The sequence below is a fragment of the Bartonella sp. AP72JLCBS genome, assembly GCF_042195705.1.
Classification (GTDB): Bacteria; Pseudomonadota; Alphaproteobacteria; order Rhizobiales; family Rhizobiaceae; genus Bartonella.
The window spans coordinates 1-25,936 of sequence record NZ_JBHIOU010000008.1 but is presented as its reverse complement, the minus strand read 5'-3'; the positions used below and the strand labels follow the sequence as shown (position 1 = coordinate 25,936).

Genomic DNA, 25,936 nt, shown 5'->3' with positions numbered 1-25,936 from the left:
CTTTATTACAAACTCACGCCTATAAAATAGAAGAGCCCAATCATAGCTGATGAGAAAATTTATTCTGGAGTTTGTATGCCATGGCTGATCACAATATTCCTCATTTCCAAAATGACCTTGGATATAAAACAATCGAAATTGGTGTGAAAGAATTTATGTGTGTAGGCGCTACACACCCATTCGATCATCCTCATATCTTTATCGATATGGGAGCAGCAGATGAGAAAATTTGCCCTTACTGCTCAACCCTTTATCGTTATGTTCCCTCGCTATCATACGATCAAACAAACCCAACAGGATGCTTATATCATCCAGAAAAGCTATTATAATTGCGTTTTTTGGCTTTCTTAATAACCCCTCTTTTAATTCTGCTTGTTTAATATGAAATCATTTGTGGAACAATCACCCATCATCGTTGGAGGAGGAATTGCTGGTTTAAGCACTGCTTTAGCACTCGCTCATAAAGGAATTGCAAGCACCATTATCGAAAAGTGTAAGCAACTTGAAACGATAGGCGCTGGTATTCAACTGACATCAAATGCAACATCTATTCTTGCTCGCTGGAAACTTCTTAACAAACTCACTGAAGTCGCGACAATCCCATATTTTCTTGAGTTAAAAGATGGATTATCTTTAAAAATACATCTACGGGCTCATCTTATTAATCTAACAGAAAAATATTGGAAAGCCCCTTATATGACGATTCACCGCGCGGCTTTACAAAAAATTTTATATAATGCAGTGATTGAAAATCCTTTGATCAAATACAAAGCAGGCGAAACGATTGTATCTTCTACCCAATCGGCAACCAACATTAAAATCACGACAATAAAAACAGATACGGCAACAGAACAGCTTTATTCAACGCCCCTCCTGATCGGATGTGATGGCGTTTGGTCAACATTACGGCAACAATCTCCTTTTCATGAAAAAGCAAATTTTAGTGGCTTTATTGCTTGGCGTGCAACAACAACATCTGATAATCTTCCTCAAAACTTTCGTTCTTCATTGCAAAATATGAAGACAATTACGGCTTGGATGGGACCAAAAAATCATCTTGTTGTCTACCCCATTCAATCGTCAGAAAAAATTTTTAATTTTGTCGCCATTACGCATGGAGAAAATTCAAAAGAAGGATGGGCCCATAAAGGAGATAAAGAAAAACTCAAATCTCTTTTTAAAGATTGGAATTCAAAAATCTTACAAATCTTTGATCATATTGATGAATGGAGTTATTGGCCACTTTTTCAAATGAAACAAAATCGTTTTATCGGTTTAGAGAGACAAGTATTTGTTGGCGATTGCGCACATGCTGCCTTACCTTTTGCAGCACAAGGTGCCGCTATGGCAATCGAAGATGCTGCCACATTAGCAAAAGCACTTTCATTGAAAGATTTTTCATTAACGAAAGCACTTTCGCTTTACGAAACAACACGCACCCCGCGTATTGCAGCAGTAAAAAAACGCGGAGATTTCAATAGATTAGCCTATCACGCAACCGGTCCCATAGCAATTGCACGCAATCTCATGATGAAAATTCGTACACCAGAGAGCATTATGTCAGATCTCAATTGGCTTTACATGTATGATGCGATGAATTCTATAAAAAATAATGATAAAAACTTATAAAATTCTTCCGGCACTTTGAATATTACGAAAGAACGAGATTTTTTTAATTTTATGACACTAAAAAATATCATAATTTACTCTAATAAAAGCAATATTTTTCGAAACCTACAATCTGATTTTAAAAGCTCAATTTTTAGCTCTCCTAAAAGCAAAAACACCACTCAAAATCAGCTCCCATCTTTAATCTTTCTTTAACTCAATTCTACATCAACAACACCCTGAATTAATTTCATAGCATTTGCGACATGTGAATTTACCTTATATCGCTTAGGAAGCGCAATTTCGACTTCTCGCAATCCATCCTCTTGAATTAAAATAAGCCCAACCTCTCCATTCCCCCCAAGATTTAAATTTTGTTCAATTTGTGGAAGCATATCAACTGTTTTTATAAAGAGACGCATCATTTTATGCTGTTGTAATGATTCATTTTCCAAAGACTGAATTGTTTCAATTCGCAAACTAACTCCTTCAGAACGATTTTCTGCGCTCACCGTAATAATAAAAGATTTTCCGGGTTCTAGCATCTCTTCATAATCCGAGAGTGCCTCAGAAAAGAGAACTGCTTCATATTGTCCACTTGTATCAGAAAAATGAATAATTCCCATTTTTTTACCAGATTTTGTTTTGCGCACGTTTTTTGCCACAACAGTTCCAGCAAGCCGTGCAGCCGTTGCTCCCCCTTTAACGGCATTAGCAAAATTACCCCAAGTCTGAATGCGTTTTTTGTTTAGAATAGCTTGATATTCCTCCAAAGGATGCGCAGAAAAGTAAAAACCTATAGCTTGAAATTCTCGATAAAGTTTCTCAGCCGGCAACCAAGGGGTTGTTTGCGATAAAATCAATGGTTCTTTTAATCCGCCTGCCATTCCAAATATATCAACCTGCCCGCTAGAATTGTCATCGAGAATACGAAGTGCACGCGCATGAAGGGTTCCAAGATTGGCTAATAAAACCTCACGTGCAATGTTAAAACAATCAAAAGCACCAGCACAAACTAAACTTTCCATCGCACGCTTATTAACAATACGAGGATCAACACGCGCACAAAAATCTTCCAAATCCTTAAAAACCTTATTCCCACGACAAGAAACAATATGATCTACAACAGTTTCTCCCACACCTTTAATGGCAGCAAGAGAATAATAAATACAGTTATCACCAACCTCAAAAACACGATGAGATGTTTGTATAGAAGGTGCAATAACTTCAATACCCAACCTTAATGCTTCACGCCGAAAATCATTGAGCTTATCTGTATTCGTCATATCATATGTCATTGAAGCAGCTAAAAACTCAACGGGATAGTTTGCTTTCATATAAGCTGTTTGGTAAGAAACAATTGCATAAGCAGCAGCGTGCGATTTATTAAAACCATAATCGGCAAATTTTGCTAAAAGATCAAAGATAATATCAGCTTGATCTTTATCCACACCACCTGCAACGGCTCCATTAACAAAACGCGTACGCTGTTTTTGCATTTCAGCATGAATTTTTTTCCCCATAGCACGACGTAATAAATCGGCTTCCCCAAGCGAATAGCCAGCAAGCACCTGAGCAATCTGCATCACCTGTTCTTGATAAACAATAACACCTTGTGTTTCTTTGATCAGATGATCTATTTTAGGATGAATAGAAGCAATTTCCTCTTCCCCATGTTTGCGTGCATTATAGGTTGGAATATTCTCCATTGGACCTGGACGATAAAGTGCAACCAGCGCAATAATATCTTCAATACGGTCTGGCTTCATTCCAATCAACGCCTTGCGCATACCAGAACTTTCCACCTGAAACACGCCAACCGTTTCACCACGTGCCATCATAGCGTAGGTTGCTTCATCATTCAGAGGAATATTTGATAAATCTATTTTAATCCCCTTTCTGGCAACAAAATCGACTGCCATTTTCAAAACAGTAAGCGTTTTTAATCCAAGAAAATCAAATTTTACCAGCCCCGCTTGTTCAACATATTTCATGTTAAATTGTGTAACAGGCATATCAGAACGAGGATCACGATACATCGGGACAAGCTCCCAAAGTGGACGATCTCCGATAACAATCCCAGCAGCATGAGTTGAAGCATGACGATAAAGTCCCTCCAACTGAAGCGCTATATCTAATGCGCGTCCAACAACGGGATCTTTTTTCTTTTCTTCTTCAAATTTAGGTTCATCCTTAATAGCATCTGCTAATTCTACCTGACTTCCTGGGGTGGCAGGAATTAATTTTGTAAGATAATCCACCTGACGATAAGGAACTTCTAAAACACGCCCCACATCACGCAAAACTGCACGTGCCTGTAACTTACCAAAAGTAATAATTTGAGCAACTTGATCACGTCCATATTTTTTTTGAACATATTGAATAACTTCTTCGCGCCGCTCTTGACAAAAGTCGATATCAAAATCTGGCATCGAAACACGATCTGGATTCAGAAAACGTTCAAAGAGAAGAGAAAACCGCAAGGGATCCACATCAGTAATCGTCAATGCATAAGCAACAAGTGAACCAGCACCAGAACCCCGTCCTGGTCCAACGGGAATGTCATGAACCTTTGCCCATTTTATGAAATCTGAAACGATAAGAAAATATCCAGAAAATTGCATACGCGTAATAACTGAAATTTCATAATCAAGCCGCTGTTCATAATCTGCAATCGTATACCCTTCAGCCAACCCTATTGTTTCAAGCCGAATCTTCAAACCATCTTTAGCCTGATTTAATAACTCACTATCTTCTATTTCTAAAGTAGTTTCTGAATTAACAGATTGTTCTATAAAACGAGGCAATATCGGTTTTCGAAGAGGCGAGGCAATATGACAACGCCATGCAATTTCAACACTATTTTCCAAAGCTTCTGGAAGATCAGAAAACAGTGTAACCATTTCATCTTGTGACTTCAAATAATGATCTGGTGTCACACGTTTGCGATCTGGATTAGAGACAATTTGTCCTTCTGAAACAGCCATCAGCGCATCATGCGCTTCATACCCTTCTCTTTGCAGAAAAAAAGCTTCATTCGTTGCTACAAGAGGAATTTCATGCGCATAAGCCAATTCAATAAGATCAGCTTCTACTCTCCGGTCATAAGAGCCATGCCGTTGTAACTCCACATAAAGACGATCAGCAAAAGATTTTTTCAAATAAATTAAGCGCTCAACAGCATGTTCTTTTTTCTCTTCTGCCAAAGAAAGATTAATAGGTCCTCCCTTTCCACCCGTTAAAGCGATTATGCCTTCACTGTGTTCTGACAACCAATCAGCTTTAATATGAGGAGGATCAGTATCACACTTATCAAGATAAGCACGGCTCACAAGACGAACCAAATGAGCATAACCGGTTTCGCTAGCAGCCAAAAGAACAATAGAGCAAAAATCAGAAGGATTACGCCATTTAGCCAAACGTGAATGATCATTTTCATCACAAAAATCAACAGTAAGCTGACAACCAATAATAGGTTGGACCCCATGAGAAAGACAATGCTGTGAAAATTCCAAAGCACCAAATAAATTATTGGTATCGGTAATAGCAACCGCTGGTGCATGATCTGAAATCGTCTGTTGAATAATTTGGGGGATTTTTAAAGCCCCTTCGAGCAAGGAATAAGCTGAATGCACTCTCAAATGAATAAAGCGAGGAAGAGAATTTTTGTTCTCTTGCATTTGCATTTTATTTTTTACCACTCTCACAATTTCCCACTACAAAATAAATGCTAAACAGCACCCCTTATAAAAGAAAAAACTTCTGTTTATCATCAAACTTTAAAGCTATAAATTCATCATCCTACATAGGAGCAATATCCCAATTTTATTAATATTTATAAGAGAGTTCTATCAAGAAAATGCTTCTATTCACAGCAAATAAACACCTAAAATAAAAAGAAAAACAATATACCTCATCTAAGTACTTTAATTTTTGACCATTTAATTGTATTTTTCTTTAAATATTAATTTCTCTTCCTAAAGTTCAATGTGTAAATAAAGCAACCTTGTCTTTATGACTTTATCCCCAAAAAGCTCTTCTAAAGGTCTAGAAAAAACAAAAAGGGCAGGTTAAATTTGCTCATGCCTCCAAGTCTTCTTACCCCACTTTTTAATTCTATCCGAACTCTTTCTGGTATTACACCTAAAGTCTATGGTTTATTGACCAAACTCTTAGATGTTAATCCCACACAACGCGAAGCAACCCTTATTGACCTTCTTCAATTAATGCCCCATTCCGTTATAGACCGCAGAATGCGTCCCAACATTACTTGTGCAAAAGAAGGAGATACTGTTACGCTCGAAATTATCATCGATCAGCATCAACCACCACCCCGTGGTCACAACCGAATTCCCTATCGTGTTATTGCCCATGATCACACAGGAAAAATAAATTTAGTCTTTTTTTATGCTCAACCTCTTTGGCTAAAAAAACAACTCCCCGAAGGAAAAAAAGTCATTATATCAGGAAAAGTTGAATGGTTTAATGGACAGCTTTCAATGGCGCATCCAGACTATATTGCCCCAAGTGAACAATCAAATCAGATACCTCTGATCGAACCTGTCTATCCCTCTACTGCCGGACTAACTGTAAAGACACTAAGACGCGCCATACAAAACGCTCTTGATTTTATTCCTCTTCTACCAGAATGGATAGATGAAAATGTAAAAAAGCAGCAAAATTTTCCTTCTTTTTCTGTTGCTTTACGCCGTATCCATGCACCCATTAACCCCAATGATCTATCCTTAGAAAGTACAGCACGCAAACGTCTTGCCTATGATGAATTGCTCGCTTGTCAATTGGCACTAGGACTCGTGCGTTTGAAAACTAAATCTCTTGTTGGCACTTCTCGACCATCAACAGGAATTTATACTAAAAAATTGCTTAATATCCTCCCCTTTCAACTCACAACCGGACAAAAAAAAGCAGTAGAAGATATCGCAAATGATCTTGCTTCACCAGAACCGATGCTAAGACTACTTCAAGGTGATGTAGGCGCAGGAAAAACTGTTGTTGCATTGATGGCAATGGCACAAATTGCTGAAAATTCAGGACAATCAGCTTTAATGGCACCAACTGAAGTGCTTGCTAGGCAACATTTTGCCACCATCGCTCCTCTTGCCGAAAAGGTCGGATTACAAACAACGCTTTTAACAGGACGAGAAAAAGGGAAATTGCGGACAAATATCGTGAATGATATTCTGTCAGGTCAAGTTTCTATTGTCATCGGAACCCATGCTCTCATACAAAACAGTGTTACTTATAATAATCTCGCTTTAACCATTATCGATGAACAACACCGTTTTGGTGTCCATCAACGTATCGCTCTTACAGAAAAAGGCAATAAAGCTGATCTGCTGGTTATGACCGCCACGCCCATTCCGCGCACACTTGTCTTAACAGCTTTTGGTGATATGGATGTCTCTAAAATTACCGAAAAACCAATGGGACGACAACCCATTACAACAGCAACGCTTTCTTTGAAACGTCTTCATGAACTTATAGAGAGAATCGCAATTGCATTAGAAAAAGGAGAAAAGCTCTATTGGATTTGTCCTTTAGTAGAGGAATCGACAGCTCTTGATCTCACTTCAATTGAAAACCGCTTTGCATTTCTCCATGAGCGCTTTGGAGCACACGTTGGTATGATCCATGGAAAAATGTCTACAGCAGAAAAAGAAGCCGCTATGGCATCTTTTAAATGTGGAAATACACGTATTTTAGTTGCAACCACCGTCATTGAAGTGGGAGTAGATATTCCAGATGCTTCGATCATTATCATCGAACACGCGGAACATTTTGGCCTTTCACAATTGCACCAATTACGTGGACGTGTAGGACGAGGCGATAAAAAGTCTTCCTGCATTTTGCTCTATAAAGATCCACTGACTAAAACAGCAGCAACACGCCTTAATATTATCCGCAATACAGAAGATGGTTTTGAAATTGCTGAAGAAGATTGGCGCCTACGAGGCGAAGGAGAGCTTTTAGGTACAAAACAATCTGGAGTCCCTGAATTTCATATAGCAAACCTTGCAGTTCATAGCGATCTTTTGTCAATGGCAAGAAAAGATGCTCGTTTATTTTTACAACGCGATCCTCATCTTTCTTCTGAGCAAGGACAAGCTTTACGGTTGCTCCTTTATCTTTTCGGACACAACGATGCTGCACGCCTCTTACGAGCAGGATAACAAAAACCCTCTAATAAAAAACTTAAATACCTCTCTGTTCAAATATGATTTTCTCTTAGAATTACCCATAAATGATCTACGCAGTCTCTTACCATCTTTATGCTTCATGAACGAATAACAAATCAACTGCATTAAAACAGTAGAAGCAATATTGCGTCTTTTTTTACCATTATATTCACATAACTGATCTATTTTTTGATAGGTAAGAAAATATTTTTCGTTTTATCGTAAAGGATTTAGGAATAAAAAACCTTTCTTCAGTATTCTCGTTCAACAGAGAAAAATGAAAAAATAAGTTTCATTATAAATCAATTTCTTACACTTGATTATTCTCCAAAAGATTCAGAAATATACTTTTATTCAACCGTGACTGATTTTGCTAAATTACGGGGTTGATCAACATCTGTTCCTAATAAAACAGCCGTATGATAAGCGATTAACTGAACAGGGAGTGCATAAATAATAGGAGAAATAAATTCTGGAACATCTGGCAAAGTGATCGTTGATAAAGTCTTAAGACAAGCTACTTCTGCTCCTTTTTTATCGGTTATTAAAATAATACGACCATTACGCGCTACCACTTCTTGCATATTAGAAAAAGTTTTTTCAAACCACCGATCATACGGTGCAACAACAATAACGGGTATTGTCTCATCCACCAGAGCAATTGGTCCATGCTTTAATTCACCTGCCGCATAACCTTCAGCATGAATATAAGAAAGCTCTTTCAGTTTAAGGGCTCCCTCCAAAGCAATCGGATAAGAAGTTCCACGTCCTAGATAAAGAACACTTTTTGCATTTACCAAATCACGACAAATACATTCAATTTTTCTCTCTAGTTTTAAGACCTCATTTAAAATACGTGGAACTTCTGCCAACTGTTGAACCAGTTGCTTTTCTATTTGAGCCGAAAGATAGCCACGTTGTTTAGCCGCACTAAGAGCGAGTGAAGCAAGCGTTGCCAATTGACAGGTAAAAGCTTTTGTTGAAGCAACACCTATTTCCGGTCCGGCAAGTGTTGGGAGAATAAAATCAGCCTCCCTTGCCATTGTTGATTGCTCTACATTCACAATTGTTGCTGTTTTTACACCCCGCTCACGACAATAACGCAAAGAAGCCAATGTATCAGCTGTCTCACCAGATTGAGAAACAAACAGCGATAACACATCAGACGTTATAGGAGGTTCACGATAACGAAACTCCGAAGCAACATCATTATCAACACTTAAAGCGGCAAATTTCTCAAACCAATAGCGCGCAACTAAGGTTGAATAATAAGCCGTTCCACAACTCGCAAAAAGGAGACGATGAATATTTTTCCAATCAATCAAATTCTCAAGGGGTCGAACGACATAATTTCCAAGATCAAGATAATGCGCCAAATTATGAGAAATCACTTCAGGTTGTTCAAACATTTCCTTGTGCATAAAATGACGATGATTACCCTTAGAAATCAATAAAGCCCCTTCAAGTAATGTCGTCACAGGACGTTTTACCGGTTGATTATTAGCATCATAAATTGTAACACCTTCCCGTGTGAGAACAGCCCAATCCCCATCTTCCATATAGCTAATATAATCAACGAATGGTGCCAAAGCTATGGCATCTGACCCCACAAAAAATTCATCTTTTCCATAACCAATTGCCAGAGGTGGACCAGAACAAGCCGCAATCATAAGGTTATCTTCACCTTCGAAAATAAGAGCAATAGCAAAAGCCCCCTGCAGCCTTTTCCAACTGGTACGTATGGCTTCTTGCGGAGAAAGACCATCTTTTAATGCACGCGTTATTAAATGTGCAATAACTTCCGTATCCGTCTCTGTTTCAAAGATACAACCATCCTCTATGAGTTCCTTTTGCAGTTCTACAAAATTTTCAATAATACCATTATGAACAATCGCAAGCTTTTCAGTCACATGGGGATGCGCATTGCGTTCAACAGCAATTCCATGCGTAGCCCAACGGGTATGACCAATCCCTAAACTTCCCTCCAGAGGTGTTTTTTTTAATTTTTCTTCTAAATGAACAAGCTTCCCCTCAGCACGTACACGATAAAGATGCCCATTATGGACCGTTGCCACCCCAGATGAATCATACCCTCTATACTCAAGACGTTTTAACCCCTCAACCAAAGAGGACGTAACACACCTCTTTCCAAGAACTCCAATAATTCCACACATTAAAAAGCTCCAACCCACATCTTAAGATTCAAATTTTACAAAACAATCCAACAGCCTTTATTTAAAACTATAAATAATAAAAATAATTCAAACATGGAATACGGCAATCTTTAAGAATAAATCTTCCATCCATCGTTAGATTAACACGAAACAAAAGAATAAGCTGAAAATAATCATTTTTTCTGTTTGTTTTCTAACAAACGCTCTCGAAATTTTGTCGCATAGCCCTCTTTTATAACCTGTCGTGCACGCCCAAAAGCCATACTATTCATAGGAATATTTTCAGTAATAACACTTCCTGAAGCAACATAAGAGCCATCCCCTATTACCAATGGGGAAACAAGTGCCGTATTAGACCCAACAAAAGCATGATCACCAATCATGGTTTTATATTTGTTAAATCCATCATAATTGCAAGTAATCGTACCGGCTCCAATATTGGTATGTGCACCAATTTCGGCATCACCAATATAACTTAAATGATTGATTTTAGAAGATTCTCCTACCTTAGCTTGTTTGACTTCACAAAAATTTCCAATCTTTACGGACTTTGCCAACTCTGTTCCAGGACGCAAACGTGCATAGGGACCAATCTGTGCATCTCTACCAACCACAGCACCTTCGAGATAACTAAATGCATGAATAACCGCACCAGATTGTACTTTTACGTTTAACCCAAAATAAACATTTGGTTCTATCACCACCCCTGGTGCAATTTCTGTATCATAAGAAAAATAGAGTGTTTCTGGCTTTAAGAGTGTAACACCCGATAACATTAAATCGCGCGCTTTACGTTTTTGCCACAAAGAATCAGCCTCAGAAAGCTCAAAACCGTTGTTAATTCCTACAATATCTTCAAAAGGAACTTCAACAACACGCACATCTAATCCTTCGCATGTTGCAAGAGAAGCAATATCTGTTAAGTAATATTCTTTTTTCACATTATTATTACCAACTTTCTCTAAAAGAGAAAGTGCATGTTTTCCACGCATAGCGAGTATTCCACCGTTACAAAAAGAAATCTTTTTTTCTTCATCGCTAGCGTCTTTTTCTTCTACAATTGCAATCAATTGACCATTTTTCTCGAGAAGACGCCCATAACCTGTTGGATGTTTGGTATGAAAACCTGCAAAAACAACATCTGCTCCATCAGCAAGCTGTGCACGCATTTGGTGCAATGAATCTTGCTGAATGAGAGGAGTATCCCCAAAAACAATGAGCACATCATCCACCTCCTTTTGCAAAGCTAAACGAGCAGACAAAACAGCATGGGCAGTTCCTAAACGCTCTTTTTGTTCAAAAATCATTACATCTTTTACAAATGACTGAACAACGTGCGTAACCTCCTTAGCACCATATCCCACAACAACCACTAATTGTGAAGAGCCTGCCAATTCTATTTGTTTTAGAACATGGCATATAAGAGGCAATCCAGCAATTTTATGAAGTACCTTAGGCAGAGACGATTTCATGCGCGTCCCCTCACCTGCGGCAAGAACAATAGAAAGACAACTTCTAACCATAAAAACACATAAGACTAACGAGAAAATCCAAAAAAATTCATAATATTGTGCCAACGAATATCTTCAATATAACTCAACGAAGGATAATGTTCTAAAAGCCAAAATGAAAGATCCTGCATAGAACCTGTTAAAAACAAAATCCCTGTAAGAATAAGAAAAACACCAATGATTTTTTCAACTTTTCCTAAATGAATACGAAAAGCTCCTAAAAATCGCATAAAACTGCTCGAAAATAAAGCTGCTAACATAAAAGGAATAGCAAGACCTAATGCATAAACCGCTAAGAGAACAGCTCCCTCTCCCACAGTTTCTTTTGTTCCAGCAAGCGTTATAATAGGACCTAAAATAGGGCCAATACACGGTGTCCAACCAAAGGCAAAAGCTAAACCGATAATATACGCGCCTAAAGGACCAGCAGGTGTTTTTTGGGTCTGAAAACGCGCCTCACGAAATAAAAAAGCGATCTTGAAAATCCCCAAAAAATTTAAACCAAAAATAATAATGACAATTCCAGCAGCAAGGGCAAACCAATCACGATAATAACCGATGAATTTCCCAATTGTACTAGCACTGGCACCTAAAGCAACAAAAACAGTCGTAAACCCAAGAACAAAAGCAATAACAGAAGATAATAAAGCCCACCGGATAAAGACTTTCTCATCAGGCTTTTCTGAACGAAAATCATCAATACCAACCCCTGCCATATAGCACAAATAAGGAGGAACTAACGGCAAAACGCATGGTGACAAAAAAGAGAGTGCCCCAGCAAAAAACACACCAACTGTTGAAATTTCAATCAAAATTCATACCCCGTCTTTCATCATAGTTTACCCCCCCATGAACAACAATCAATCCACATCTTCATCAACTCGCTGCATATTTTCTTCATTCGCTATCACACTTATATCTTCATCATGACCAGAAACGACTGAAAAAACTTTTTGATAGATTTTATCTTTATTTTTAGCAATTGCAATATACTCTCCCTCCGCTAACACGAGTGAAACATACGCACCTACTGTTTCATAAACGATATCACCAGAATCATTGGCAAGAGACCAACTTGTATCTGCAAGCGCTTCTCCTCTTTCTTGTCGCACCAGCTTTAAGACAATCTGAGCGGACTGATGTTCAAGAGTAACTTCTGTTATTTTACCCGCATCCACTTGAATATCCGAACGAGCCGTCGCATTAATAGAACCATAATGGGAAGCAACATGGTAGCGGCCAGCTTTTAAACGCACAACTGATTGGGGTTTAACATTTGATATAATTACTCCCGTATCATCATTTTCTTTTTCATCCTCATAAATGGTAAAACGGAGTTCCTTTTCATTCATTACGCCATTGAGCAGTGTTGCATTTAAAATGACACCACCAGCCTCAAGATTAAAGTTTTTTACAAGACTCTGCCCATTTTCTAAACGAATATGGCGCACAGCACTCATATGACCAAATGAGACATGAACAAGATAATTTCCTGGTTCGAGATCAAAACGTGCACTTCCCCCCTTATAGGTTGCCACTAATGGTAACTTATTATCAATCCCTAGAATAGGAGCATAAACCCGCCAGACAAGCCCTTTTTCAATATCCGGATGACTATTTGTTAATCGAGCATTCAAAATGAGTTGTGTTTGAGATGCTAAGTTTTCGTTCTCCTGCTCTTGAGTCTTTACAATAAAACTCCTTGATTGTCTCTGCTGCTGATCTTGCCCTTCTCCTGCTTCAGAAAAAGCACAGTGGCTCCAAGTCAATAAAGAAAGCGCCACGCACAACCATACACATCGGTGCACTATTTTTATAAGAATACCCATTTTTGCATTGTTGACCAACATGATCTTTTTTTCAAGAAACAATATCACACAGCCATCATTTTAAATTGAGAAACTTACACCACAACCACATGATGAAACAGCATTGGGATTGTGGATTTGAAAAGACTGCCCCATAAGATCATCAACAAAATCAATCTCAGCTCCTTCCATAAAAGGAAGTGATAGTAAATCAATAAACACAACTGCCCCGTCTTTTTTGAGAACGAGGTCATCTTCACACATTTCAGAAACCAAGTCATATTTATAAGAAAAACCAGAACACCCACCACCTTCAACAGAAATACGTAATGCTATTTTATCGGGTTCACGCAAAAGTATCTGTGCAATTTTTTTGGCAGCAACATCTGAAATTTTCACATTCATTTTATATATCCTTGCATTAAACCATCAAGAAAGAGTATCCTACACTCAAAGAGCAGTTTATTTCTCATAAACCACTCTCAATTTTAAGATGATAATAGACAGCTTGCAATGGATATAGGCAATATCAACTTCAATTACCAATCTCGAGCAGTATACAGTGCTCATCCACAAACAAGCCGTGGTCGATTATACCATGAAACGATGAGCACCACACGCTCACCTTTTCAACGAGATAGAGATCGTATTATCCATTCTAATGCATTTCGACGTCTTAAACATAAAACGCAAGTGTTTATTGCTGATGAAAGCGATCATTACCGTACTCGCCTAACCCATTCCATAGAGGTTTCTCAAATTGCAAGAACATTAGCCCGTGCCCTGTGTCTTGATGAAGACCTTGCCGAAGCCATTGCCCTTGTTCACGACTTTGGACACACACCCTTTGGCCATGCTGGAGAAGATGCTCTTAATGAAGCCATGGTACATTATGGCGGCTTTGATCATAATGCACAAGCATTACGTATTGTAACAAAACTAGAACAGCGCTATGCAAATTTTGATGGACTTAACCTTACATGGGAAACCCTCGAAGGACTTGTAAAGCATAATGGTCCCCTTTTAGGTCCTCACGCAAAGAATAAGGAGGTTCCTATCGATATTTTACAATACAATGCAAAGCAAGACCTTGCACTCGATTGTTTTGCAGGGCTAGAAGCGCAATGTGCTGCTATTGCAGATGATATCGCATACAATGCGCATGATATTGATGATGGTCTACGTTCGCAATTTTTAACACTCGATCAATTTGAACATGTTCCACTAACAGCAGCAATATTAAAAGATATAACAGATGAGCATCCCCACCTCGACCAAGCGCGTCGCGGTTACACACTTGTACGAAGACAAATAACAACCATGGTTGAAGATGTTATCAAACAATCACAAGAAAATTTAGCACGCATCAAACCAACAAGCATAAACGATATTCACCAAGCAAAACAAACCATTGTCACCTTTTCACCGACAATGACCGTTTATGAAAAAGAACTAAAAAACTTTTTATTTAAAAATCTTTACTACCATGAACAAGTTCTTAGTCGTCGCAATGCAGCAAAATGCATTGTACAAAAATTATTCAATTGTTATTATGAAAATCCAAATACAATGCCTGAAAGTTGGCAGAGCAAAACAGTGCACTTAAAAAATCAAGAGTTAGCACGTTTGATTGCTGACTTTCTTTCAGGCATGACGGATCACTACGCTCTACGTGAATATCAGCGTTTATTTGACCATACAGATAATTTCGTTTAATGGCTTTTGGCATCATCATGGAAGCTAAATATGAATATCTTTAAAAACTTCGAAAAAAAAATTAAGAGATCAATTGAATTATCTGATATAAAAGGAAAAAATGGAGAAGATCTAGATTTATCAAAAATCACTGTTGATCCTCCGCGTGATTCCTCCCACGGTCATTTATCAACCAATGCTGCTATGGTGCTTGCAAAATCTATTGGAATCAATCCACGTGCACTTGCAGATAAAATCATAGAACTTCTTAAAAATGATTCCTCTATCGAAAATATAGATGTTGCCGGTCCTGGTTTTATAAACATAAAGCTTACAAAATTATTTTGGCAAGATGCTATAAAATCTATGCTTGAATTAGGCACTTCTTATGGTCGTATTCCAATGGGACAAGGAAAATGCGTCAATGTTGAATATGTCTCAGCAAATCCCACTGGACCAATGCATGTAGGACACTGCCGCGGAGCAGTTGTTGGGGATGTTCTCTCCAATTTGCTACAATTTACGGGCTATAACATTACAAAAGAGTATTATATCAATGATGCGGGTCAACAAATCGAAGTCCTCGCCCATTCGGTACTATTGCGCTATCGTGAAGCTCTTGGGCAAGAAATTAATGAAATTCCAGAAGGACTCTATCCTGGAGAATACTTGATACCATTGGGTCAATCGCTTGCTCAAGAGTTTGGTGACCAACTCCTCACGATGGATAAAGATGAAGCCTTATCTCTTGTGAAAGAACGTGCAATTCATGCAATGATGTCCATGATTCGCGAAGATTTGGCTGCTCTTAATATTTATCATGATATCTTTTTCTCTGAGCGAATGCTTTATGCAGATAATGCACGCGCCATTCGTAACACCATCAACGACCTCACTTTAAATGGTTATATCTACAAAGGAAAACTCCCCCCTCCCAAAGGACAAAATACAGAAGACTGGGAACCAAGCGAACAAACTTTGTTCCGTTCAACAAATGTCGGTGATGACCAAGACCGTGTTTTAGTCAAATCTGACGGTTCTTACACTTATTTTGCTGCTGATGTTGCTTATTTTCGGGATAAATTTAATCGTCATTTTGATGAAATGATTTATATTCTAGGCGCAGACCATGCGGGCTATGTAAAACGACTAGAGGCAATGGCAAAAGCAATTTCTGGGGATAAAGCTAAATTAAGTGTCTTCTTGTGTCAATTGGTAAAACTTTTTCGCAACGGTCATCCTGTACGCATGTCAAAAAGAGCAGGATCTTTTGTCACTCTACGGGATGTTGTCGAAGAGGTTGGGCGTGATCCTGTGCGTTTTATGATGCTATACCGTAAGTGTGAAGCACCTCTTGATTTTGATTTTGCAAAAGTAACAGAACAATCAAAAGATAACCCCATCTTTTACGTACAATATGCAAGTGCACGTTGTCACTCAGTCTTTCGTCAAGCACAAGAAGCGCTTCATATTAAAAGCTTTTCAAATAATACATTGATTGCCCATCTTCATCGATTAACAGATGACCATGAAATATTGTTAATACGCAAACTTTCTGAATATCCACGTATCATTGAACAGGCCGTAATTCATAAAGAACCGCATCGATTAGCGTTTTACCTTTATGACCTTGCCTCCAGCTTTCACACCCATTGGAATAAAGGGAGTGAAAATCTCAATTTACGCTTTATTCAACCTGATGATAAAGAGTTATCCTTTGCAAGATTAGGATTGATACAAGCTGTTATCAATATTTTATCATCAGGGCTTACCATCATAGGAGTCGAAGCACCCATAGAAATGCGTTGAAAAAGTTCTATAAATACATACAATAGGTACTCTATTGATAAACTTTTTCATGTATCCTTGCATGAGAGGGGGAAAATTTATAATTTTAATATAACAAATCAAAATCAACCATTGATTGCACGTAAGTGCAAACCATCATGTGAGAAAAGCTATGAGCGATAACGATCGCAAAAATCTACACGAAACAAAACACGATCATGAACACCATGATCCTTTAGAAAGGCTTACGCGCATTTTTAATCCGCACAAACAAAGCGGAAACCAAAATGAGCAATCTTCTTTAAAAACAGAACGATCAACATCTCACCCCGAAACATCATCCCATGATGATGATTTTGATTTCTCCTTTCTAGAAGAGGAACTTGAAAAAAATTTAGCACATGACTTACCGTTTGATGATCAAAAAAAACAATGGGACTTGCATGCAACCAGCAACGCAACAGCCTCAGATATTGCACAATCTTCTTCTTTCAACCATTCAAAACAAAATAATTTATCTGAAGAGAAATATTCTTCACCTAGCAGTCATGATGAAGAACAAATTTTAGATGAGCTTTCTCCATTACCAATCCCAAAGAATCAATCACATCAACAGAAAAAAACAGCAACCAATGCTGATCCTTTTCTTGAAAAAAGTAATCTTATGTCACAATCAGAATCAGAAAATTTCTTTTTTGATAAATCTGAAAGGCACGAAAATAAGAGAGAGACGCCAGAAGATGTTGAACAAACCAATCGTTTTTCACAAATAAATTCACAACAACCTGAGACTACGAATATACAAAAAACTTATGAGGACAATCAAAACCTCTATGACACTCCTATAAACCATCCCTATAAAATTTCAGCTGATCAAGAAAATTGGATTAAAAAAGATTATCCTGATGTCTCCTCTTCTACAGAGGAAAATGAGTTTTTCTCATCTTCTAATCTTGTGTCAGAAAGACAAAACACTGCAAGAAATCAAACAACAAGTACCTTCTCCTCACCTTTAGATTCTCCACCAGTTGATAGACAATCTTATTTAAAGGGGGCTTCACAAGAAGATCATACAACCAATTATCCCCATTTTTTTGCAGAAAACCCCTCACAACAAGAAACTTATGGCGAAAAAGTTCCGATATATGATGAGGCTCGAGCCCAATACATCAATAACGCCGAAGGTGCCTCTAACCCAAATAGAGAAATTTCATATAATGAAAATAATTTAGATGAGTTTCTTTCCTCATCCCCCTCTTTAAATACAAAACAAACGGATGGCTTTTTTGCCCATAACTATACGCACAGAGATACTCCCCCTCCCAATGTTGATACTTATAAATTTTCAGAGGAAATCGTAGAAAAAACTGGTCCTATTATGGTTCCAGAAGTCCCGTATGAAGCGCCAGAATATGATGTGCCAACTAATGGTGGTTTAGAAGAAGAATTTGCTGATGTACTCAATGTAGGGAATGTCCCAACGGATAATTTTTCTCAAAAAAAACAGAAAAACGAGGTTTTTAGTGAAGTTTTTCATCAGTCTATGCAAAATTCAAAAGAAGGTGTTTATATAAACTCTAAAGAACAAAATTCCGACTATTTTTCTTCTGCCAATATGGAATATAATTTTCCCTCTTTTAGCGAGAATTCATCATACACAAACTCAGATGAGGTTCCCACACCTCCATCAGCTCCTCCTCCCTTAAAAAGTTTTATTTTTGGTAAAACTTTCATTAAAGGTTTTTTTATACTTATTTTAATAGGACTTGGGTTTGCTGGTTATTCTCATTTTTTTATGCCATCACAAAAAAATGAAGAAACGGTCATTATCCACGCTGATAATACGCCTTTTAAATTCAAACCAGAAACAACTGAAACGAAAAATGATGTTGCACATAATTTAGATATTTATAAACAAACAACTGAACAAAATGAGAAACAAGAAAATACACAACAATTTCTTATTGATAACTCTGAACAACCTGAAAATTTAAAAGAATTAAACCCTGAAGAATCTTCAAGCGTTTCCTCATCGTCTTTAAATGAATCTGATGTTGAAGATGCAGTCACAGAAGCCATAAATCATACTATTCCAATGCGAGAAGTACAAACTGTTATTGTCAATCAAGATGGTACAGTTACACTAGCCCCCGCGCATCAAACAAACAGCAAAACTGCTGCTCAATCTGAAGAAAGCATTGATCAAACTTCTAATGAACTTCAAGATTCGTCCCTTGTTTCGTCGCATGATTCTGATATAAACGACCAAGAAAGAGATCATGATCTCAAAAATAATATTGATAAAATAATCGCAGAAAATAATTCTAGCTCAAATATTGAAGAAAAATTTATCCCTATCCCTTCTCATGCAGAAAGAAATACACAAGTTGAAACACCAGCCGCGTCTCGCCCCATATCACCAAACAGAGTCGCAGCACAAAATTCAGAAAGTTATTACGTACAACTTGCATCTCAACCAACGTATGAGCTCGCTAGAAATTCTTTAAAAAATATGAAATCTAAATTTGGATTCCTTATCGGTGCCCGTTCTTTAAATATTCAATCCGCTTTTATACCAGGAAAAGGTACTTATTACCGTGTTCGGATTCAAGCGCAAGACCGTAATGAAGCCATAATCCTTTGTGAATCCATTAAAAGTTCTGGTGGAAGCTGCTTCATCACACGCTAAACCAATAATGCAACGGTTTTAACAACCGTTGCATTATTTATTTCCATACCATTTAATTACTTATCAAAAACTTCAGAAATTAAAATCATTCCTCTCTTTTTTATGTCTTTGTGCTGACTTTATTCCTTAATCTACGTCGATTTTCGCCCTATCTAAAAGATTATATTTACGAAAAAATTACTCCGTACCCTTATAGGTATAAGGTACAGGAGGAAGCGAATTTAAATCTTTTTTGGGCGTTGTTACACTTTGGCTTGTTTCTGGGGTATTATAACGCGAACTATGTTCAGGAGATTTTGCAAAAAAAGATCCTAAAAAACCAAAAATAAACCAGATAATAACCATCGCAAGAAGAATAGCAAAAATACCCTTAGCGATTGAAACAGGTTGTTCACGACCTCTTCTTTCTGCGGCCATACGTTCTTCATATGTGTGATAATTTTTATCAATCATAGTGGATTCCTTTTCTCAATTCCCTTACCTTTAAATTTCTAGAAAATATGCATATATGCAATTATTCAGATACTTATTGTGAGAAAACGATAATTATAAACAAAAGTTCCAGTTTACTTCATAAAGTTGAGAAAAAGAAGCGAGGATAGAATTAAAATATCTACCCTACTCTAGCCTTTGAATTCTATAATAAACCCCTTTGTATTCTATAATAAAACATTGACACAAAGGTTTTGTTAATAATAGAGTTATAATCAAAATATTTCATTATTTTTATTAATAAAAATGAAACATACTCAAAAGGTTTTTTATGAAATCTCCCATATCATCGCTTCCCTTTAAAATAGAAAAACACCCATCTCCTCTGTCAGAAGAAAAATATGAAGAAATTTTAAAAAGTCCCGGTTTTGGTCAATTTTTTACAGACCACATGTGTACTATTCAATGGACTGAAGACAAAGGCTGGCACAATGCCGTCATTTCTCAATACAAAGCTTTAGAAATTAACCCTGCAAGTACCGTTTTACATTACGGACAGGAAATTTTTGAGGGTTTAAAAGCATATCGTGCAAAAGATGGACGCATCTTGCTCTTCCGTCCTGATGCCAATGCACAACGCTTTATAGAATCAGCACAACGTTTAGCTATGCCAGAATTGCCAAAAGATATTTTTCTGGATGCCGTTCATCAATTAGTAAAGATTGATCAAAAATGGGTTTCTGATCAGCCCAACGCTAGCCTCTATATCCGTCCATTTATGTTTGGCAATGAAAACTTTTTGGGAGTCCGCCCTTCTCAAGAATATCTTTTTTGTGTCATAGCCTCTCCAGTTGAATCCTATTTCAAAGGAGAAGAAAAATCTGTCAGCGTCTGGATTGAAACAGATTATAGTCGTGCCGGTCCAAGAGGAACAGGGGCTGCCAAATGTGGTGGAAACTATGCAGCAAGCTTACTGGCACAAAAAACTGCAACTGAAAATAATTGTAGCCAAGTACTCTTCCTTGATATGATTGAACATAAATGGATTGAAGAACTTGGTGGTATGAATGTCTGCTTTATTATGGACAATAATACACTTGTAACCCCCCCACTTAATGGAACTATCCTTCCAGGGATAACCCGTGATTCAATCTTAAGGTTAGCTCAACAAATGGGATTAAAAATAGAAGAGCGTCCTTATTCTTTTACAGCGCTTCAAGAAGATGCAAAGAGTGGACACCTTAAAGAAGCCTTTGCTTGTGGTACAGCTGCCGTTGTCACATCAATTGGTCGTTTTAGATATAAAGGGGGAGAATTTATTATTGGAAATGAAACAGTTGGAGAAGTTACAAAGCAGCTTCGTACACAATTGGTTGGCATTCAAAAAGGGAACATAGAAGATAAAAATGGCTGGGTACATTCTGTCCAGATCTCATAATATTTAAGGTATTCTCATATCTATAAACGCTTCCATGAAAGTAGATTCATGGAAGCGTTTTTCCTAGAAAAACTCCCTCTATTTTTAGTGACAAAAAAGAAAGCATTAATCAAATTTCGAATGATTTCTATGCTTTGCTTTAATATTACGGACTGTACCCGTATGGGAGCGCATTACGAGAGTTTCCGTTTGAATGTAACGAGATGTAAATTTAACACCAGAAAGCATATTGCCATCTGTCACCCCTGTTGCTGAAAACAAAACATCACCCTTTGCCATTTCTTCCATTGTATAAACCTTATTGGGATCACTAATCCCCATTTTAGCTGCACGAGCAATTTTCTCTTCTGTATCAAGCAGCAAACGACCTTGCATCTGTCCTCCAATGCAGCGCAAAGCAGCAGAAGCTAAGACACCTTCAGGTGCTCCACCAATCCCCATATAGATATCAATACCTGTTTCTTCTGGATCAGTTGTATCAATAACAGCAGCCACATCTCCATCCCCAATCAAGCGAATCGACGCCCCTGTCGCTCGTACTTCATTAACCAATTTTTCATGACGAGGTCTATCCATAATACAAACAACAATCTGATTAACAGTCACTCCTTTAGCCTTCGCAAGAGCATGTATATTATCGGTAGGACAAGCATCTATATCGACTACTCCCTTTGGATAACCAGGACCAATAGCAATTTTGTTCATATAAACATCAGGGGCATAAAGGAGATTACCCTTTTCAGCAATTGCAACTACTGCCAAAGAATTGGCAATATTTTTAGCACAAAGTGTTGTACCCTCTAGTGGATCAAGTGCAATATCGATCGCCAATCCACTTTGAAGACCTACTTTTTCTCCAATATAAAGCATAGGCGCTTCATCCCGCTCACCTTCACCAATCACCACTGTACCATCAATAGGCAATCGATTAAGTTCTTGCCGCATTGCATCTACAGCAGCCTGATCCGCTGCCTTTTCATCGCCACGTCCGCGCCAGCGTGCAGCAGCAACAGCAGCACGTTCAGTAACACGTACCAATTCAAGCGTCAAAATACGATCAAGTCCATTTAAAATCTTCTGAGTTGTGGGCATATGAAAAAATCCTACCGAATGAATACCAGAAAAAATATGAGTCCTTATTAAATACTAAGAATAAAGTTTTTTGGCAAAGATGAAAATTTTCCACAAGAGATAAAAGAACTCAATCGTGCTTTTTTATTATCAAGAAAGTTATCAATTCTTTGCCATAGGTTCAATACGAATAAATTGAGATTTTGCAACAAGATGTCCATCTTTTTCAATTTCTGCAAGTGCCTGTCGTACATTCACCTCTGTTGTTTCGTGCGTAATTAAAATAATTGTTTTTTCAATTTGATCTTCTACAAAAGATCTTTGAACAATCGACTCCAATGAGATGTGATTATCAGCCATATGCCTTGCGACCTCGGCAAAAACACCAGTACGATCATGAACATTTAAACGAATAAAATAACCACCTGCATGATGCGAAATACGTGCTTTTTTATGAGGAGCAAGTTCTAATGCTGGACGTCTTAAAACAGGTGCATACTGAAAACCAGAACGTGCTTTTGCTATATCAGCCAAATCACCAATAACGGCTGATGCTGTTGCCTTTCCTCCGGCGCCAGGACCAGAAAACAGTAATTCACCTAATAAATCACTTTGAATAGAAAGAGCATTGGTTACACCATTTATCTGTGCAATCATTGAGGATGTTGGTACCATTGTTGGATGAACGCGTTGCTCTATTCCAGAATCCGTTTTTAATGCAACCCCTAAAAGCTTAATCCGATACCCCAATTCATCAGCTGCTCGAATATCAATTTGCGAAATATTATGAATTCCTTCAACATAAACATCATCTAACGAAACAGCAGTTCCAAATGCCAAGCTTGTCAACAAAGCTAATTTATGAGCAGTATCATTTCCCTCAATATCAAAACTTGGATCTGCTTCAGCATACCCAAGTCTCTGTGCATCTGCTAAACAATCTTTAAATGAAAGACCTTCCGTAAACATACGTGTTAATATATAATTACAGGTTCCATTGAGAATACCATAAATTCGCGATATGCGATTACTAACAAGTGATTCTCTCATCGCTTTGATAACAGGAATCCCCCCTGCAACAGCTGCTTCAAAATGAAGAAAAACACCTTTTTTTTCTGCAATTATAGCCAGCTCTACGCCATGTTGAGCAAGAAGAGCTTTATTGGCTGTTACAACATGATGTCCCGCCTCAAGCGCTCTCTTAACAGCGGTATACACCACATCCAATTCACCACCAATTAACTCTACAAAAACATCAATCTCATCAGAAGCAGCCAACTCCACAGGTGAATCAAACCATTTTATACCACTAAGATCAATTCCACGATTGCGACCTTTATCACGCGCACTAACAGCAACAACTTTGATGAATCGCCCACATTGACAAGCTAAACTATTCGCTTTTTCAAATAGAGTTCGAACAACTGAAGTACCAACTGTACCAAGTCCCGCAACGCCAACTTTTAAAGCTTCTGCCATATTCTAACCACTGATCCCTATCTTCATTGAAGAATCGTTTAAATGATGTGCCAATCAACACAAAGAATATCTATATCCATAAGAACAAAAGAAATATCCCGCTCTATTCACTTTATTTTCTCCAATAGAATTATCCCCGCTTATTCAATCAACATTCCTAAAAATATAATATTTATTGTCTTCAAAGATTTCAGAATCTTATAAAATATTTAATTCAGAATGAAAATCTGTAAAACTGATAAATGCAAGTTGCCATAAAGAAAAGTTCTAAAAAATAATCAATAACAAGTTAAAGAATATTGAAGACTTAGTAAGAAAGAATAAAAATATCTCTTCTAAATCGACAAATATGGAACAAAAAACATTCTTTCATATGATAAATTAAGAGAATGGATAAAATAAAGTAGTTCAGTCAATAATAACACATTCCTTCCTACCATTCCATAGCTTAAACTATAAATCTTTAATGCAAAAATCTTAACGCACTCATATATCAAAATAGAACCTTACATTAAAGTAAAACACAAGACTTAATATGCACACACCATAATTCTAAAATATTATAAATATGGAAAATAAATTTGCAAAATTCGAATATTTTATCTCAACTTATTGCCACCTCTTTAAAAAACTAGCGAATTGAAATGACAAAAATCTCAATCTGCCCTTTACCCAAACTAATTCATTTCCAAATAAATAACCTTCCCAATATGTGAGGGAACAAATGAAGGGGTTTTAATTTTAAATTTCTTACAAACCTGTAAAAGTAAAGATAAGAAAAGTATTTTTAATATATTCTGTAAAATTTGCTTAATATTCTTATTATAAAGAATCTTTTTATATTTTGTTAAACTGAAAGGAATTTGTGGCTTGCTCCTCAAAAAAACTTTTGTATAATTGGTATTATTTGTTAATTTGGTAATAAATATTATCTTTCCACTTCATAAATTATACAGTTTTTGCTTTATGATAAGCTCAAATGAGAAGTCTTTCTGTATAAAGGCTCTTTCAAGCAAGTTAAATAATATTCTCATGTGGTGAGCAAAGATAACAAGCGATAAAATATGCAAAAAATAAATACATTAAAAATGCTGTTTTTGATCATTTTTGCCTACTCCTCAAACTGAAAATATCATTCCCTGAGATGATACCCACATCAAAATTTTCTATCAATCATGATAACTTTATATTTTTTCTACAAAAAATCTTAGAAAATAAAATGATCTAAACAGGAAGCGCTCAAAAATTATTCAATAAAACACACTTTTTTCAAAAAAAAATGACACAGAGGGCTTGCGAAGTAAAAAGATCCTCTCTATAAGCCTCATCATTGGTTTGCGCCCATCGTCTAGCGGTTAGGACATCGCCCTTTCACGGCGGAAACAGGGGTTCGATTCCCCTTGGGCGTACCATGTTTCTTTTTTCTGTACATAATCTATTGATTTTATATATCTTTTTAAAAGTACGGGATACGTAAATAAAAGTTAGGGAATAGGATTTTCTAACATTTGTCTACAACAGTAGCATTTTCTTTTCTTTGCGCTTCGCTAATCATCTCTAATAATGTTTTGAATGCTTCTAAATCCTCTTGTGAAAAATCTTTTAAAGTTCTAAAAAACATGCCAACAGTTTTACGCCTCAACGGATCAGAAGTCTTGATTGTAAAACTTTTGCGACAAGCATCCGATTCTCTTCTCAAAATTTCTGCTACCTCTTGATCTAAAGCATAGAGTTCAATTATCTTTTCCTCCAGTCCTACAGGAACAGATTTTTTGCCAATCTCGACAGAAGATAAAAATGCTACAGATATGTCTAATTTCTTAGCCATATCTAAAAGGCGTTCTGAGTGATCAATGCGAAGTTTCCGTAAAATTTTACCAAAAGATGTAACCATATAAAAAGTCCTATTAGAGAAGAAATATTTTCTTCTGATTCTAACAAATCTTTTTATGATTTTCTTCAATTATTACGAATCAAGAGTTCTTTTCTGGGTGGTTTTTTAGCAAAACCAGAGGTCCAAAGGGTCTCTAATTCTAAAAAGTCAAA

The 25,936-nt window shown here is 37.2% G+C and carries 17 protein-coding genes and 1 tRNA gene; 8 read left to right on the top strand and 10 right to left on the bottom strand.

Annotated features, from left to right (window positions below; all coding sequences use genetic code 11):
• Window positions 1-80: 80 nt before the first annotated feature.
• Both ACFILO_RS05555 and ACFILO_RS05550 read left to right on the top strand, forming a co-directional pair.
• The gene (locus tag ACFILO_RS05555) at window positions 81-329 is read left to right on the top strand and encodes a zinc-finger domain-containing protein (protein ID WP_375611536.1); all 249 of its coding nucleotides are present in this window, start codon (window positions 81-83) and stop codon (window positions 327-329) included.
• 52 nt (window positions 330-381) lie between these two features.
• Window positions 382-1,629 carry an FAD-binding protein gene (locus ACFILO_RS05550; protein ID WP_375677950.1) on the top strand — a complete coding sequence of 416 codons (1,248 nt, stop codon included), beginning with the start codon at window positions 382-384 and terminating at the stop codon, window positions 1,627-1,629.
• A 191-nt stretch (window positions 1,630-1,820) separates the two neighbouring features.
• On the opposite strand, the gene dnaE is transcribed toward ACFILO_RS05550, so the two are convergent.
• Window positions 1,821-5,288 (bottom strand): DNA polymerase III subunit alpha, encoded by a 3,468-nt coding sequence (dnaE, locus tag ACFILO_RS05545; protein ID WP_375677968.1) that lies wholly within the window; start codon window positions 5,286-5,288, stop codon window positions 1,821-1,823.
• 402 nt (window positions 5,289-5,690) lie between these two features.
• On the opposite strand from dnaE, the gene recG reads away from it, so the two are divergent.
• A complete protein-coding gene (gene recG, locus ACFILO_RS05540; protein ID WP_375677949.1) occupies window positions 5,691-7,799 on the top strand; it encodes an ATP-dependent DNA helicase RecG in 2,109 nt (702 codons plus the stop codon).
• A 356-nt stretch (window positions 7,800-8,155) separates the two neighbouring features.
• On the opposite strand, the gene glmS is transcribed toward recG, so the two are convergent.
• The 5 genes from glmS to ACFILO_RS05515 form a co-directional block, all read right to left on the bottom strand.
• Window positions 8,156-9,979 carry a glutamine--fructose-6-phosphate transaminase (isomerizing) gene (glmS, locus tag ACFILO_RS05535; RefSeq protein ID WP_375677948.1) on the bottom strand — a complete coding sequence of 608 codons (1,824 nt, stop codon included), beginning with the start codon at window positions 9,977-9,979 and terminating at the stop codon, window positions 8,156-8,158.
• 173 nt (window positions 9,980-10,152) lie between these two features.
• Window positions 10,153-11,502, bottom strand: coding sequence for a bifunctional UDP-N-acetylglucosamine diphosphorylase/glucosamine-1-phosphate N-acetyltransferase GlmU (gene glmU, locus ACFILO_RS05530; RefSeq protein ID WP_375677947.1), 1,350 nt, complete (start codon window positions 11,500-11,502; stop codon window positions 10,153-10,155).
• A gap of 14 nt (window positions 11,503-11,516) precedes the next feature.
• Window positions 11,517-12,305, bottom strand: coding sequence for a cytochrome c biogenesis CcdA family protein (locus tag ACFILO_RS05525; RefSeq protein ID WP_375653514.1), 789 nt, complete (start codon window positions 12,303-12,305; stop codon window positions 11,517-11,519).
• A 45-nt stretch (window positions 12,306-12,350) separates the two neighbouring features.
• Window positions 12,351-13,340, bottom strand: coding sequence for a carboxypeptidase regulatory-like domain-containing protein (locus ACFILO_RS05520; RefSeq protein ID WP_375677967.1), 990 nt, complete (start codon window positions 13,338-13,340; stop codon window positions 12,351-12,353).
• Between the two features lie 39 nt (window positions 13,341-13,379).
• A complete protein-coding gene (locus ACFILO_RS05515) occupies window positions 13,380-13,703 on the bottom strand; it encodes an iron-sulfur cluster assembly accessory protein (RefSeq protein WP_273791197.1) in 324 nt (107 codons plus the stop codon).
• 108 nt (window positions 13,704-13,811) lie between these two features.
• On the opposite strand from ACFILO_RS05515, the gene ACFILO_RS05510 reads away from it, so the two are divergent.
• The 3 genes from ACFILO_RS05510 (at window position 13,812) to ACFILO_RS05500 (ending at window position 19,470) form a co-directional block, all read left to right on the top strand.
• Window positions 13,812-15,014 carry a deoxyguanosinetriphosphate triphosphohydrolase gene (locus ACFILO_RS05510; RefSeq protein WP_375627797.1) on the top strand — a complete coding sequence of 401 codons (1,203 nt, stop codon included), beginning with the start codon at window positions 13,812-13,814 and terminating at the stop codon, window positions 15,012-15,014.
• Between the two features lie 30 nt (window positions 15,015-15,044).
• Window positions 15,045-16,802 (top strand): arginine--tRNA ligase, encoded by a 1,758-nt coding sequence (argS, locus tag ACFILO_RS05505; protein ID WP_375627798.1) that lies wholly within the window; start codon window positions 15,045-15,047, stop codon window positions 16,800-16,802.
• A gap of 151 nt (window positions 16,803-16,953) precedes the next feature.
• Window positions 16,954-19,470, top strand: a complete 2,517-nt coding sequence (locus ACFILO_RS05500) for an SPOR domain-containing protein (protein ID WP_375677946.1) — start codon at window positions 16,954-16,956, stop codon at window positions 19,468-19,470.
• Window positions 19,471-19,647: 177 nt separating this feature from the next.
• On the opposite strand, the gene ACFILO_RS05495 is transcribed toward ACFILO_RS05500, so the two are convergent.
• The gene (locus ACFILO_RS05495; RefSeq protein ID WP_375611528.1) at window positions 19,648-19,923 is read right to left on the bottom strand and encodes a hypothetical protein; all 276 of its coding nucleotides are present in this window, start codon (window positions 19,921-19,923) and stop codon (window positions 19,648-19,650) included.
• Window positions 19,924-20,233: 310 nt separating this feature from the next.
• On the opposite strand from ACFILO_RS05495, the gene ACFILO_RS05490 reads away from it, so the two are divergent.
• On the top strand, window positions 20,234-21,340 hold the full coding sequence (locus ACFILO_RS05490) for a branched-chain amino acid aminotransferase (protein WP_375613100.1): 1,107 nt from the start codon (window positions 20,234-20,236) through the stop codon (window positions 21,338-21,340).
• 105 nt (window positions 21,341-21,445) lie between these two features.
• On the opposite strand, the gene glpX is transcribed toward ACFILO_RS05490, so the two are convergent.
• Window positions 21,446-22,432 carry a class II fructose-bisphosphatase gene (gene glpX, locus ACFILO_RS05485; protein ID WP_375617770.1) on the bottom strand — a complete coding sequence of 329 codons (987 nt, stop codon included), beginning with the start codon at window positions 22,430-22,432 and terminating at the stop codon, window positions 21,446-21,448.
• 141 nt (window positions 22,433-22,573) lie between these two features.
• Window positions 22,574-23,890 carry a homoserine dehydrogenase gene (locus ACFILO_RS05480; protein WP_375677945.1) on the bottom strand — a complete coding sequence of 439 codons (1,317 nt, stop codon included), beginning with the start codon at window positions 23,888-23,890 and terminating at the stop codon, window positions 22,574-22,576.
• Window positions 23,891-25,227: 1,337 nt separating this feature from the next.
• Here ACFILO_RS05480 and ACFILO_RS05475 point away from each other — a divergent pair.
• Window positions 25,228-25,302 (top strand) — tRNA-Glu (locus tag ACFILO_RS05475).
• A gap of 89 nt (window positions 25,303-25,391) precedes the next feature.
• On the opposite strand, the gene ACFILO_RS05470 is transcribed toward ACFILO_RS05475, so the two are convergent.
• On the bottom strand, window positions 25,392-25,784 hold the full coding sequence (locus ACFILO_RS05470) for a helix-turn-helix domain-containing protein (RefSeq protein WP_375616573.1): 393 nt from the start codon (window positions 25,782-25,784) through the stop codon (window positions 25,392-25,394).
• Window positions 25,785-25,936: the final 152 nt, after the last annotated feature.